Origin of the sequence: uncultured Aggregatibacter sp. (assembly GCF_901873365.1) — a bacterium.
GTDB lineage: Bacteria > Pseudomonadota > Gammaproteobacteria > Enterobacterales > Pasteurellaceae > Aggregatibacter.
On record NZ_CABFLM010000049.1, the window covers coordinates 77,786 to 91,761 of the forward strand.

General features: G+C 43.7%; 11 protein-coding genes. 7 read left to right on the top strand and 4 right to left on the bottom strand.

Translation table 11 applies throughout. The features are described from left to right. Positions 1-227 precede the first annotated feature (227 nt). From tgt to QZ106_RS03090, 3 genes are all read left to right on the top strand, one after another. Positions 228-1,379 carry a tRNA guanosine(34) transglycosylase Tgt gene (tgt, locus tag QZ106_RS03080; RefSeq protein WP_083014874.1) on the top strand — a complete coding sequence of 384 codons (1,152 nt, stop codon included), beginning with the start codon at positions 228-230 and terminating at the stop codon, positions 1,377-1,379. 83 nt (positions 1,380-1,462) lie between these two features. Continuing rightward, positions 1,463-1,981: a hemerythrin domain-containing protein gene (locus QZ106_RS03085; protein ID WP_295974096.1), complete on the top strand. Its 519-nt coding sequence runs from the start codon at positions 1,463-1,465 to the stop codon at positions 1,979-1,981. A 19-nt stretch (positions 1,982-2,000) separates the two neighbouring features. Beyond that, the gene (locus QZ106_RS03090) at positions 2,001-2,222 is read left to right on the top strand and encodes a sulfurtransferase TusA family protein (RefSeq protein WP_295974099.1); all 222 of its coding nucleotides are present in this window, start codon (positions 2,001-2,003) and stop codon (positions 2,220-2,222) included. Between the two features lie 175 nt (positions 2,223-2,397). On the opposite strand, the gene yegQ is transcribed toward QZ106_RS03090, so the two are convergent. Beyond that, a complete protein-coding gene (yegQ, locus tag QZ106_RS03095; RefSeq protein ID WP_295974101.1) occupies positions 2,398-3,786 on the bottom strand; it encodes a tRNA 5-hydroxyuridine modification protein YegQ in 1,389 nt (462 codons plus the stop codon). A 227-nt stretch (positions 3,787-4,013) separates the two neighbouring features. Here yegQ and lrp point away from each other — a divergent pair, with 227 nt between their 5' ends. From lrp to QZ106_RS03110, 3 genes are all read left to right on the top strand, one after another. Beyond that, positions 4,014-4,499, top strand: a complete 486-nt coding sequence (gene lrp / locus QZ106_RS03100) for a leucine-responsive transcriptional regulator Lrp (RefSeq protein ID WP_033002642.1) — start codon at positions 4,014-4,016, stop codon at positions 4,497-4,499. An 11-nt stretch (positions 4,500-4,510) separates the two neighbouring features. Beyond that, positions 4,511-7,300 (top strand): DNA translocase FtsK, encoded by a 2,790-nt coding sequence (locus QZ106_RS03105; RefSeq protein ID WP_295974106.1) that lies wholly within the window; start codon positions 4,511-4,513, stop codon positions 7,298-7,300. A gap of 514 nt (positions 7,301-7,814) precedes the next feature. Beyond that, positions 7,815-8,000 (top strand): hypothetical protein, encoded by a 186-nt coding sequence (locus tag QZ106_RS03110; RefSeq protein ID WP_295974108.1) that lies wholly within the window; start codon positions 7,815-7,817, stop codon positions 7,998-8,000. A 177-nt stretch (positions 8,001-8,177) separates the two neighbouring features. Here QZ106_RS03110 and QZ106_RS03115 read toward each other — a convergent pair whose 3' ends face one another. The 3 genes from QZ106_RS03115 to lptF all read right to left on the bottom strand — a co-directional run bounded on the left by QZ106_RS03115 (position 8,178) and on the right by lptF (position 12,331). After that, complete coding sequence (locus QZ106_RS03115; protein WP_295974110.1) at positions 8,178-9,977, bottom strand: pilus assembly protein TadG-related protein; 1,800 nt, start codon at positions 9,975-9,977, stop codon at positions 8,178-8,180. A gap of 177 nt (positions 9,978-10,154) precedes the next feature. After that, positions 10,155-11,222, bottom strand: coding sequence for an LPS export ABC transporter permease LptG (gene lptG, locus QZ106_RS03120; protein ID WP_198009770.1), 1,068 nt, complete (start codon positions 11,220-11,222; stop codon positions 10,155-10,157). Positions 11,223-11,227: 5 nt separating this feature from the next. Beyond that, positions 11,228-12,331: an LPS export ABC transporter permease LptF gene (gene lptF, locus QZ106_RS03125; protein WP_290521458.1), complete on the bottom strand. Its 1,104-nt coding sequence runs from the start codon at positions 12,329-12,331 to the stop codon at positions 11,228-11,230. A gap of 149 nt (positions 12,332-12,480) precedes the next feature. Between lptF and QZ106_RS03130 the strand changes: the two genes are divergently transcribed. After that, positions 12,481-13,974, top strand: coding sequence for a leucyl aminopeptidase (locus QZ106_RS03130; protein ID WP_295974113.1), 1,494 nt, complete (start codon positions 12,481-12,483; stop codon positions 13,972-13,974). The last annotated feature ends 2 nt before the right edge of the window (positions 13,975-13,976 follow it).

Consider the following 13,976-nt stretch of genomic DNA (forward strand, 5'->3'; position numbering starts at 1 on the left):
ATAATGATGACCAACTTAATGATAAATGTAGTCATATTTTTATCCTTATGATTACAAACAAGGATCTACTAATCTAGCCCGACAGCGGCAACTGGCGGACTATCATTAGTAGAGTCCGCCTCTGTTCCTAAGAACATTGCAAAAATTATAGCATGAAGCCTGTATATTTAAACAGGCTTTTTTATTGACTAAAAACCTTCGAACTGTTTATTCGTTGAGGAAATAAAATGAAGTATGAATTAGATAAAACCAGTGGTAATGCCCGTCGTGGTCGCTTGGTATTTGAACGTCCACAAGGCACCTTTACCGTTGAAACCCCGGCGTTTATGCCGGTGGGCACTTATGGTACGGTAAAAGGCATGACACCGGAAGAAGTACGTGCCACCGGCGCAGAAATTCTCCTTGGTAATACCTTCCATTTATGGCTTCGCCCAGGGCAAGAAGTGATGCGCAAGCACGGCGATTTGCACGATTTTATGCAATGGCATCGTCCTATCCTCACCGACTCCGGTGGCTTCCAAGTGTTCAGCTTGGGCAAATTGCGCAAAATTACCGAAGAAGGCGTGAAATTCCAAAATCCGATCAATGGCGAACGCATTTTCTTATCACCGGAAAAATCCATGGAAATCCAATATGATTTGGGTTCCGACATCGTGATGATTTTCGATGAATGCACGCCCTACCCTGCAACGTTTGACTACGCCAAAAAATCCATGGAAATGTCTTTACGTTGGGCACAACGCAGCCGCAACCGTTTTGATGAGTTAGGCAACAAAAATGCCTTATTCGGCATTATCCAGGGTGGTACCTTTGAAGAATTACGCAAAGTGTCCTTGGAAGGTTTGGTGAACATCGGCTTCGACGGTTATGCCGTGGGCGGTTTGGCCGTGGGTGAACCGAAAGAAGATATGCACCGCATTTTGGAATACATTTGCCCGCAAATCCCTGCTGACAAACCACGCTATTTAATGGGCGTGGGCAAACCTGAAGACTTAGTGGAAGGCGTACGCCGCGGCATCGATATGTTCGACTGTGTCATGCCAACCCGTAATGCACGTAACGGCCATTTATTCGTCACCGACGGCATTGTGAAAATACGCAACGCTAAATACAAAGACGATACCAGCCCGTTAGATCCACACTGTGATTGCTACACCTGTAAGCATTACACAAAAGCTTATTTGTATCATTTGGATAAATGCGGCGAAATTCTCGGCGCACGCCTAAACACCATCCATAACTTGCGTTATTACCAACGTTTAATGGCGGAAATCCGCCAAGCCATTGAAGAAGATCGCTTCGATGATTTCGTGGTGGAATTTTATGCGAGAATCGGCAAGCCTGTTCCGCCGTTACAACTTGCAGAAACAGAAAAATAATCAGCTAAAAATCATCCGTAAAAAGTGCGGTGAAAAATTTACGTGTTTTTTCCACCGCACTTTTATCTCTCACAGGAGTTCCTATGCAAATCCTTGAACCTCAAAAATTCGCCAGTTGGAATGAACCCATTGAAATGTTGTATGCCTGCCATGGCAAAGTGAAACGTTTTTGTCGTCAGCTAACTATTTTGCCTGATTATTTGGCAAAAAACGGTTGTAATCAGGCGGTGAAAAATGACGTTCAGCAAATTCTCAACTATTTCAATCAGTCAGCCCCATTGCACCATGATGATGAGGAAAAAGATTTTTTCCCACTATTGGTGAAATATGTGCCGGAAGCGCAAAAAAACATTGATGAATTAGAAAGACAGCACGTCACGCTACATGGCAGCTGGACAAAATTATCTGAACAGTTGCAAGCCTTGTTGACTGGCGATCGAGAGAATGTCGATGTGGCATTGATCAATCATTTTGTGTCAGGTTACGACAAACATATCGCCTTGGAAGAACCGTTATTTGAGCTGGGCAAACAACATTTGTCGGAATCGGAATTACGCGAAATCGGTGACATCATGAGTGCTCGTCGTCGCGTACAAGCCTAAACCATCGTTTATTTAAATCATGGAATATCAACTTGATACGCGTGAATATCGTTGTCCTCTGCCGTTATTAATGACGAAAAATGCCGTCAAAACATTAACCCCAAATGATGTCTTGACGGTGTGGCTTGCTGCGGAAAGTGATATAGAAGATTTTCGTTTATTTTGCGAAGCACAGCAGTTGTTTATTGATGTTGTAGATCAGGCGCAACGCATATTGAAAATTAAGAAGAAATGTGAATAACTGATTAAAAGGCCGCGAAAGTGCGGCCATTTTTTTACTTAATTTTAAACAAGGGAAAGAAAAAAGCCCTTTCAAAGGGGGGAAGTAAGGGCTTAATAAGTTTGGAGTCATTTTGTTAGGACGTGTTTATACTACAACATGCAATTAACAATATCAACAAATAATTAACAAAATATTAACTTTTCTTTTCGTGCGGGTTGCGCGTGTTGGTATCAACCAAATTTCGCATGAGCAACGCATAGTCTAAATGAATGTCTTGCGGCACGTCTAAGAAGACAAAATGCCCGTCGCCCAAAGCGGCATCGACTTCCGCATTTTTGCGGTTGAGCATTTTGTTGATTTTAAACACGATGTTGCCTTGCGGTGTCATCATTTCCACTTCATCACCAAGCAAGAATTTATTCTTCACTGCCACTTCCGCCATGCCCTGCTCATTACGTTTGCCAGTGAATTCGCCGACAAATTGTTGACGGTCAGAAATGGAGTAACCGTAGTCGTAATTTTGGTATTCATCATGAGTGTGGCGACGTAGAAAACCTTCCGTATAACCACGGTGGGCAAGGGATTCTAAGGTGTCCATCAAGCTTTCATCAAACGGTTTACCGGCTGCCGCATCGTCAATGGCTTTGCGATATACCTGAGCAGTGCGGGCGCAGTAATAGAAGGATTTAGTACGTCCTTCGATTTTTAAAGAATGCACGCCAAGTGCGGTGAGTTTTTCCACATGTTGCACTGCGCGTAAATCTTTTGAGTTCATGAAGTAAGTGCCGTGTTCATCTTCAAAAGCGGTCATTTGCTCATTAGGATTTTGCGCTTCGGTGTAAAGGAAAACTTTATCGGTCACGGCGCCTTCGCCCAAGGTTGGGGCGACGTTTTTTACCTCAATCTGTTGGCTCGGGTCGAATTTCGGCACAATATTGCCCACGTCATCCACTTTGCCTTCTTCCATTTTGTATTCCCAGCGGCAGGCATTCGTGCAGGTGCCTTGGTTTGGGTCGCGTTTGTTGATATAGCCGGAAAGGAGGCAGCGGCCGGAATACGCCATGCAAAGTGCGCCATGTACGAAAATTTCCAGTTCAATATCTGGCACTTTTTGGCGGATTTCGGCGATTTCATCAAGAGAAAGCTCACGCGATAAAATCACGCGGGTTAACCCCATCTGTTTCCAGAATTTCACAGTTGCCCAGTTCACCGCATTGGCTTGCACGGAAAGGTGAATATCAATGTCAGGGAAGTGTTCACGTACCAGCATAATCAAACCGGGATCGGACATGATCAGCGCATCCGGCCCCATGTCGATAACCGGTTGTAAATCCTTAATAAACGTTTTGAGCTTGGAATTGTGCGGCGCAATGTTCACCACGACATAGAACTTTTTGCCTAGCGCATGGGCTTCATCAATACCGATTTTTAAATTGGCGTGATTAAATTCATTATTGCGTACACGCAAGCTGTAACGCGGTTGGCCGGCATACACAGCGTCTGCGCCATAAGCAAAGGCATAACGCATATTTTTTAAGGAGCCGGCAGGAGAAAGTAATTCAGGTTTAAATGGGGTTGTCATAAATGTCTCTTCTTATCTGATTTCAAGTCAGGAATTTGCACAAGGCAAATCGTAAAAGCGGGTATTGTAGGCAGATTTTGAGGTTTGTAAAGCATAAGTGCGGTGGAAAAATTTACCGTTTATACGCAACAAACCCATGTTTTTTAAATGACGCGATTTTCTTACTGAAATTTCCTGACGGCTACGCTAAAATCATCCTCTTTCTCGTTAATCGCAATCAGTCAGCCATGGAAAAAAAACTCACAAAAGCATTTGATGCCATCGATATCAAAATCCTAAATGAATTACAGCGCAATGGAAAAATCTCTAATATTGATTTGTCCAAAAAGGTGGGATTATCACCAACACCTTGCTTAGAGCGTGTAAAACGTTTAGAAAAACAAGGTGTTATTATGGGTTACCGTGCGCTGCTGAATCCGGAACTACTGGATTCGCCTTTACTGGTGATCGTTGAAATTACCTTAGTTCGCGGCAAGCCGGATGTGTTTGAAGAGTTTAATTTAGCCGTTCAACAACTGGAAGAAATTCAAGAATGCCACTTAGTTTCCGGAGATTTTGATTATTTGTTAAAAACGCGCGTGGCAGATATGGCGGCTTACCGCAAATTGCTGGGAACAACGTTGCTGCGCTTACCGGGCGTGAACGATACCCGTACTTATGTGGTCATGGAAGAAGTCAAACAGACGAATTTTTTACAATTAAAACAAAAGTAAAACCCTCACTTATGATAAAAAAACACACATTAGCGCATTTTTCTTTGAAAACCTACTTAGGCAATTTACTGCTCGGATTGACCGCACTTTTCGGGCTTTATTTAATTATTGCTTGGTCAGGCTATACCCCATTAGACAACTCATGGGCGACCTCCAGTTTTTCATCAGAAACTATCAACAAAGCCGGCGCACTGGGTGCATGGTTTGTGGATTTATTTTTCGTTTTTTTCGGCTATATCGGCAATCTTATTCCGTTTAGCTTATGTTTTATTCCCCTGTATTTACTTCGCACCCAATGCCTCAATCACCTAACCGGAACGAAAGTGGCATTGCGCTCTTTCGGTTTTATTTTACTCTTATGTGGCTTAACAGTGATTTGCACGTTATCGCTCAGCAATACCGCCAGTTACCTTGCCGGTGGCGTGTTGGGCGGAAGCTTAACGTTAAACTTATATCCGAGTTTGGGTAAATTCGGCTTGCTTTGCCTTGCGGTGGTATTTGCCGTGATAGGGTTTATCTTCTGTTCAGGCGCCTCTTTTATTCGCCTGATCGTACGTTTTTATCAGTGGCTTACCATGCAAAATTCACCGGAAACGCCCCCGACTATGCACGAACACGTGATGCCACAAACCGAGGTTACAGCGGAAATGCCGGCTGCAGCATCTTCTTCAGAAATCCCGCAGACGCCGCTCGCCAAAGAAAATCAAACAACGTCTCAACCATCGTCTTCCTTAACAACGGCACCGATTACTATTCATGGATTACAAACGGTTGCCCAATCTGCGGATAACAACACGACGCCACTAACAACAGCGCCGCCACAAACAGAAGCAAAAACCTTTATTGTCACGGATTTTGAGCCAACCGAACCGTTGCCTCATGTGAGTATTGCGCAACAACAAAACAATGTGCCGCCTCAGGCAACACCGGTTTCTACGCGCTCAATGACCGAGACAAATCGTCAACCAGAGACACAAAGTGCGGTCGATTTTGCATCAGATTTTTACACGCCTAATTTTAGCGAAGATAATGTGATTCCGTCAGTTTCGTTAGTTTATCCTAGAGAAGAGTCACCTTCACATGGAGAACAGGCGCCTGAAAATCCATTAGCTCACCAACTTATTGCGCAGGAACAACAACGCTCACAAGAAATGGAACAGCGTACACAAACCATGAGTACGCAAGAGGCCTCTCCGCAAATGGTGCAAGAACCTGAATTACCGACCACGACGCCGGAAAGCACAGCCTATAAACCTTATGGCAATTCATTGGTGCATCCTGCCTTCCAACAACACAGTAGTCGTTTAGAAAAACCCACTACCCCATTACCTAGCTTGGATTTATTAGAACATCATCATTCACAAGCACAAAATATAACCCAAGAAGAAATTGTGGAAACTTCACAACGCATTGAGCAGCAATTACGTAATTTTAACGTTAAGGCTAAAGTAAAGGATGTGTTAATCGGCCCGGTGGTAACACGTTATGAACTGGAGTTAGATCCCGGAGTGAAAGCCTCCAAAGTGACCGGTTTGGATACGGATTTGGCGCGCGCATTGATGTTTCGTTCCATTCGTGTGGCTGAAGTGATTCCCGGCAAACCGTATATCGGCATTGAAACGCCAAATGATCACCGCCAAATGGTGCCATTGCGAGATGTCTTAGACAGCGATGAATTCCGCCATTCTAAAGCCTTGCTTTCGATGGCGTTAGGGAAAGACATTAGCGGCAAACCGGTCGTTGTGGATTTAGCCAAAATGCCACATTTACTCGTGGCAGGGACAACCGGTTCCGGGAAGTCTGTCGGGGTTAACACCATGATTTTAAGCTTGCTGTACCGTGTGAAACCGGAAGAGGTGAAATTCATCATGATCGACCCGAAAGTGGTGGAGCTTTCTATTTACAACGATATTCCACACCTATTGACCCCGGTAGTCACGGACATGAAAAAAGCCGCGAATGCTTTACGCTGGTGCGTAGATGAAATGGAACGCCGTTATCAATTATTGTCGGCTTTGCGCGTGCGCAATATCGAAGGATTCAATGAAAAAATCGATGAATATAATGCCTTAAATATGCCGATCCCGAATCCGTTATGGCGTCCGGGGGATTCCATGGATTCACTCGCACCGCCGTTAGAAAAACTCAGTTATATCGTCGTGATTGTGGATGAATTTGCTGATTTAATGATGGTTGCCGGCAAACAGGTGGAAGAACTCATCGCCCGTTTAGCCCAAAAGGCGCGTGCCATCGGTATTCACCTGATTCTAGCCACTCAACGTCCATCTGTTGATGTGATTACTGGCTTAATCAAAGCAAACGTACCAAGCCGTATTGCGTTTACTGTGGCAACGAAAATCGACTCTCGTACGATTTTAGATGCGGTTGGTGCTGAATCCTTGTTAGGCAAAGGCGATATGCTCTATTCTCCACAAGGTTCTACTGAATTAATCCGAATTCACGGTGCCTTCATGAGTGATGATGAGGTCGTGCGTGTCGTGGACGATTGGAAAGCGCGCGGCAAACCCAATTACATTGATGGTATTTTAGATGGTAACGATGAAAATGAAAGCGACAGTGAGCGTAATCTCGATCGTTCCGATGAAATTGATGAGCTCTTTGACGAAGTGGTAGATTTTGTTGTCAGCACCGGTACGACCTCAATTTCCGCTATTCAGCGCCGTTTCCGTGTAGGTTTCAACCGTGCCGCCAATATTATGGATCAGCTGGAAGAGCAAGGCATTGTTTCCGCCGCGCAAAATGGAAAACGTGAGGTTTTAGCACGTAGTTCGGAATACTAACGACACTTACATATTAAACCGCACTTGATTTTATCTCCCTCGTAGCGTGCAACTTGTTGCACGAAATCAAGAATCGTTGATGTGAAGAATGACGTTCGGAGCGTATTTGTGCGAGAGGTGGCATTCGATGAATCTGTAGAACGGCATGGCGTTTGATCAATCCATGGGTAACATGATGTGCGGTGGGGAATTCATCATGCATCAAGATGCACGCTACCATGCCTTAATATATTAAATACTAAAAGTGCGGTGGATTTCAACAACGTTTAAAACGTTAGAAAAATCCACCGCACTTGATTTTATCTCCCTTGTAGCGTGCAACTTGTTGCACGAAATGATGAATCGTTGATGTGAAGAATGACGTTCGGAGTTACATTGGGTCAATCCGCGAATGGCAGGATATTCGATAAATCTGTGGGCGACATTGTGTGCTGTGGGGAATTCATCGTGCATCAAGATGCACGCTACCATGTCTTACTATATTAAACCTCCAAAAGTGCGGTGGCTTTTTCCAATGTTTAAAATGTCAGAAAAATCCACCGCACTTGATTTTATCTCCCTTGTAGCGTGCAACTTGTTGCACGAAATTGATCGTCGTTATTATGACGGCACGGTATTCGATAAATCCGTGGGCAACATCGTGTGCGGCGTAGAATCTGTCGTGCATCAAGATGCACGCTACTATGTCTTAATATATTAAACACCGCACTTTATTTCATGCATCCCCGTAGCGTGCAACTTGTTGCACGAAATTAAAAATCCTCGACATAAGGGAAATGGCGTTCGGTGTGAAATCTGTCGTGCATCAAGATGCACGCTACAAAAAATGCCGATCGGTGTTCACTGATCGGCATTGTGTTTGAAAGGTATTATCGCATTATTTGCGTTTTATTTTTTGTGAAGAAGATGTCCCCAATTCTTCTTGAAGACCTAAAATTTCACTAAAGGCATCAAGTAATTGTTGTTTGCTTTTAACTACGTAGTAGTAATCATCAACACATTTTTTCCATGCATTATAGTTCGGCATATTATCATTTGTGGTAGAATTTGCAGATCCTTTTCTTGGGTCATAAGAAATGGCAATAAACCCGATTCTTGCATCTTCTTTATGATATTTTGGATTTTGTAAAGAGTTTAATTTATCCTTAATTTTTTGACACATTCCATTATCTTGGAACTCTATAAAGGAGCCCGCATATGGAAAGTTGTCTATCCCATCAGATACAACAACCATTATTTTCTTTGAATTTTTCCCAATCTTATTTAATTTAGCTCGATAAGCAGGATCTTCAGCTACCATAGTATTGGTTGCCATCAGCATACCAGAGGAAGCATTTGTTTGATTATGTGGCTTCATTGCATTTAATTCATTCATTAATGCCTTTTGTCCACTTTCTCCTTCAAACCAAGCTTGAGTAGATACCCCTTCAGTTTTATCTTTTTTATTTGGGCACATATAAAGAGCGGTATCTGCAGTAGCCTTATCAAGGATAAGATCGTATTTTCTTGGTTTTCCATCAAATAGGTCAATTTGATTAACCGTTTTTTGTATATCGATATACTCTTTCAACATCGCCCGTGCAGCGTCTGAATTCCATTCTTGAATTAAGATTTTTATCGCTTCTTCTTTCTTATCCTCGGCTTTACATTTATATACTGGTACTTTCTTTTTTACTGAAGTGCCATCTGCTGCTGTAAAGTCTCTCTCTACCTCACCATCTACACAATCATGAAAGTATCCATCTGAACGACCATACTTTTGAGCCATCTTTTTTAGAAAAGCCGCTTTATCAGATAACTTATAGTAGTTTATCAAACTAACTTCATAAGAAATTTTTTTATCTGCCTCACCAGTTTTTGGCAAAAAAGGCATTTGACAACGCTTGTCATTCCACTGACGAGATGCGTCATTAAAAAGTGTAAACCCCATGCGACTATTCTGTCCACTTAATACCGCTGCACTCACTTCATTAATTACTTGTTTTAATACTTCTTCCTTCGAGGGTTTATTTGATCCATTATTTAAATCTTCCTCCATGGATCCCGAAAAGTCAGCAACCAACATCACTTCCATCGGTACACCACCACTTTGCTTCACGGCATAAGACGCACCTGAATTGACTGGTAGGCGACCATCCGGGCTTTTTACCCATTCATCAATAACGCCGAAACCATTTCTACGGCGGACGTCCCCTTGCACCGTGCAAGTTACGCCGTCTTCACCTTTACCGGACTGACTGAGCGGTTCACAAAAGGCAGTAAAATCTTTTGTAATGGTAATTGGTGCGTTTGCGCCTTCACCATAAGAACGCAAATACAACTTCACCGTATCTTGTACTAATTCTTGATTACGTTTTGTCACTCTTGTACTAAATTGTTTGTCTGCCGGCAGTGCTTTTTCTTGCGCTGTTAAATTTTGGCGCATGAGATCACTGTGATCCTTTTTGGCACGAAATTCGTTATTCTCCGCTGTCAACAATAAGGCGGCTTGGTCGGTAGCTTGTGATAAACGAGTTTTATCAAGCAAAATACCGGTGGTTTCTACGGTAAATGCCACGAGGATGATCAACGGCAGTAACAACAATGCCGTCATGACACCATATACCCCTTGTTGATCGAGGTAAAATGCTTTTATTTTTTGTGATAAACGTGAAAGAAAGCTTTCTGTTACGCTCATAACATGAACTCCAAAGTTAATTTAAATACTGAATTAGCACACCTATTCATTGAAACTTTTCTCATTAAAGATCAGAATCCATACAGACTTGTACAGATTCTACACTATTTGGAACTCAGAGGGGAAGATTTACACAAATTTTACATTGTTTTTTGCTTTATATTCTATCGGTAGCCATTAGCTCCGTTTACGTGCCAGTAGCCACCATGTAATCGCTAAGAATAACATACTCGGCATCAGCGCACCGATTAACGGAGTTGTGTTGTAAACCAAGCTGAATTTGCCGAACAGTTCATTCACTACATAAAACAAGAAACCAAAACAAATCCCGATGAGAATCCGTGCACCGGCAGTGACACTACGCAATGGGCCGAAAATAAAGGACAGCGCTAACATCATCATCACGCCTACAGAAATGGGTTGGAACAACTTGCGCCAATAGGTGAGCTCGAAGTTTTTCGAATCCTGCCCCGTTTCTTTTAAGAAGGTGATGTAATTAGATAATCCCGAAATGGACAACGATGTTGGTCTTAAGGATGCCACGCCCAGTTTGTCTGGGGTTAAATTGGTTTGCCATTCTTCATTTAAACGGTTGACCGTGTTGACTCCCTCTGGTTGAATGATGGATTCATTGACTTGTTGTAACATCCACTTGCCGTCATTAAATGTGGCCTGATTAGCGTGCTTGAGTTTTTCCAAGCGGCGTTGTTCATTAAAGGTGTAAATATAAATATCGTGTAATTCTATGTCATCGGAGATGCTGCGAACATACACGAAATTGTTGCCATCTTTCGCCCAAATGCCGTTTTTTACCGATAACATCGACCCGCCGGAAATGGCTTTGGAACGCATATCACGGGCAAATTGTTCGGTTTGCGGAATACCCCATTCGCCAATCATCATGGTCAATAACACTAACGGAATGGTGGTTTTCATCACCGCAAGACCGATTCGCATACGGGAAAAACCGGAAGACTGCATGACGACCAATTCACTTCGGCTGGCAAGGTTGCCTAAGGCGATTAATGCGCCCAATAAGGCTGCCATGGGGAAAAACGTTTCCACATCTTTTGGCATCGTCAATACGGTATAAGCAATCGCTTGCCAAATATCGTAAGTGCCTTTACCGACGCTACGAAATTGCTCCACAAATTTAATGATCGCAGACAAGCCTACCAACATGAATAACGTGGCAAAAATCGTGCCTAAAATGCTTTTACCGATATAGCGTTCTAATGTATTCATCATGTTTATCCTTGTTTTGCCGTCTTGCCGAAGGAATAACGAATGCGATACATAAACGCACTATGCCAACTATTCAAGAAAATCGCAAAAGCGAAAAAGGCGATATTCACTAACGGCATGAACAACGAGGCATCTAATTTGCCTGCGCTGCCGGCAGACTTCAGCGAGCTTTGTAATAGGAAGTAAATCAAATATAACAACAACGCCGGCAATACTTTGGCAAAGCGGCCTTGACGTGGATTCACACGGCTTAACGGCACTGCCAGCAATGCCATAATCGGCACCGCGAGAATCAAGGTTAAACGCCAATGAAACTCGGTTTTCATCGCCGGCGTATTGGCATTCCACAATTGCATAATATCCATTTCACCGGCTTCATCGGCATCCTCTGCCACGGTTTTATGGCCTAAATAAGCTTGATATTCGTCAAAATGCGTAATGCGAAAATCAGGCAAAATTGCCGTACCTTCAAAACGATCACTATTTTGCAAATTTAAGATCTGATCGCCGTTTGGCAAGGCTTTTAATTCGCCTTTTTCCGCCACAATCACGGAAGGCTTGCTCTGCCCTTTTGGCTGGGTTTGGAAGACATAAACGTTATTGATTTGGTTATCTTGAATGTTATCAATAAACAACACGAAATCGCTGCTATTTGCCGTCATAAATTGACCGGCAGACAATGCCCCCATATTCGGATTGGCTTTCGCTTCTTCTACAATTTCCGTTTGCTTATGAATCGCCCACGGCGTCAACCATAAGGCATTGTAAGCCGCCACCGCAGCAGTAAACAAAGACAGGATCAAGACGACTTTAATCAAAATGCCTTGACCAATACCGCAAGCGCGCATGACGGTAATTTCACTTTCGGCATAGAGCCGCCCAAGGGTCAACAAAATCGCGATGAATAAACAAAGCGGCAACATTAATTGCGCCATGGTTGGCATCCCTAGCCCGAGCAAGGAAAACACCAAATCGGCAGGCACTTGTCCATTTGCCGCAGAACCCAACACGCGCACCAACTGTTGACAGAAAAAAATCAACAGCAAAATGAACAAAATCGCTATTTGGCTTTTAAAAACTTCTTTCGTTAAATATCTGGTTAAAATCACTTTTTTTGCCTATTTTCTCTTGCTATTTCAGCAAAAGAGATTAAATTCGTTGCATTTGACACGGGCAAATTAAGTGCAAGCCCGAAATAATGAGTGGCGTATAATACCTTAAATTTGACATTGAAAACAGAAAAATAAGCGAGGAAAACATGAACTACAGCGCGCAACAAGCCGCCATAAACCCATCTGCCGATTGCCTGATTGTCGGCGTTTTTGAAGAGAAAACCCTATCACCAAGTGCGGTTAAAATTAACGACATTTCACAAAATTACCTCAGCCGACTTGTCGAAAGCGGCGAAGTTAGCGGTAAATTAGGCGAAACGACATTATTACGCCATCTTCCCAATATTGCCGCCGAACGTGTGTTACTGGTGGGTTGTGGCAAAGCAGGCGAACTACTAAATGAACGCCAATATAAACAGCTTATCCAAAAAACCGTACAGGCTCTAAAAACCACCCAAACCCAAAGTGCGGTCAGTTTTTTAACTGAAATTCCACTTAATCAACGGGCGCTTTACTGGAACATCCGCTTTGCTATTGAAACCATCGAACAGGATTTATATCAATTCACTCAATTCAAGAGTCAAAAAATAGCAGAAAAATCCACCGCACTTTCAGGAGTGATTTTTAACGTTGCCGCAGATGAGCTGGCATCCGCCGAACAAGCGATCCAACAGGGTTGCGCCGTTGCTTTGGGCGTACGCCATGCTAAAGATGTGGCGAACTGCCCGCCGAATGTGTGCAACCCGACTTATCTAGCGAACAAAGCCTTGCACTTAGCCGAAACCTCACCACTGATTAAAACCACTATTGTAGGTGAAGCGGAGATGGAAAAAATGGGTATGGGTGCCTATCTTGCCGTATCACGCGGCGCGCACAACGAGGCAAAATTAGCCATTATGGAATACCGTAATGCCCCGAACCCGAACGCAAAACCGATCGTGTTAGTGGGCAAAGGGTTAACCTTTGATGCCGGCGGTATTTCCCTCAAACCGGCTGCCGACATGGATGAAATGAAATACGACATGTGCGGCGCGGCTTCCGTTTATGGCGTGATGAATGCCTTAGCACAACTACAGTTGCCATTAAACGTGATCGGTGTGATGGCAGGCTGTGAAAATCTCCCAGACGGCAACGCTTATCGCCCGGGCGATATTCTCACCACCATGAATGGCTTAACCGTGGAAGTCTTAAACACCGATGCGGAAGGTCGCTTGGTGCTGTGTGATACGCTCACTTATGTAGAACGTTTCGATCCTGAACTGGTCATTGACATTGCCACCTTAACAGGTGCTTGCGTCGTCGCATTAGGGCAACACAACAGTGGTTTAGTTTCTACCCATGACGACATTGCAGCCGCGCTTGAACAAGCGGCACAACAAAGTGCCGACAAGGCATGGCGTTTACCGTTAAGCGAAGAATACCAAGAACAGTTAAAATCCAACTTTGCCGATTTAGCCAATATTGGCGGACGTTGGGGCGGTGCGATCACAGCAGGGGCGTTCCTCGCCAATTTCACCAAGAAATACCCATGGGCGCACCTCGACATTGCCGGGACCGCATGGCTACAAGGCGCAAACAAAGGGGCTACCGGCAGACCGGTTTCCTTGCTCGTACAATTCCTGTTAAATCAAGTGAAATAAAA

Excerpts from the sequence above, each read along its gene's own strand:
- tgt (WP_083014874.1), top strand. The coding sequence starts at position 228 with ATGAAGTATGAATTAGATAAAACCAGTGGTAATGCCCGTCGTGGTCGC.
- QZ106_RS03085 (WP_295974096.1), top strand. The coding sequence starts at position 1,463 with ATGCAAATCCTTGAACCTCAAAAATTCGCCAGTTGGAATGAACCCATT.
- QZ106_RS03090 (WP_295974099.1), top strand. The coding sequence starts at position 2,001 with ATGGAATATCAACTTGATACGCGTGAATATCGTTGTCCTCTGCCGTTA.
- yegQ (WP_295974101.1), bottom strand. The coding sequence starts at position 3,786 with ATGACAACCCCATTTAAACCTGAATTACTTTCTCCTGCCGGCTCCTTA.
- lrp (WP_033002642.1), top strand. The coding sequence starts at position 4,014 with ATGGAAAAAAAACTCACAAAAGCATTTGATGCCATCGATATCAAAATC.
- QZ106_RS03105 (WP_295974106.1), top strand. The coding sequence starts at position 4,511 with ATGATAAAAAAACACACATTAGCGCATTTTTCTTTGAAAACCTACTTA.
- QZ106_RS03110 (WP_295974108.1), top strand. The coding sequence starts at position 7,815 with ATGTTTAAAATGTCAGAAAAATCCACCGCACTTGATTTTATCTCCCTT.
- QZ106_RS03115 (WP_295974110.1), bottom strand. The coding sequence starts at position 9,977 with ATGAGCGTAACAGAAAGCTTTCTTTCACGTTTATCACAAAAAATAAAA.
- lptG (WP_198009770.1), bottom strand. The coding sequence starts at position 11,222 with ATGAATACATTAGAACGCTATATCGGTAAAAGCATTTTAGGCACGATT.
- QZ106_RS03130 (WP_295974113.1), top strand. The coding sequence starts at position 12,481 with ATGAACTACAGCGCGCAACAAGCCGCCATAAACCCATCTGCCGATTGC.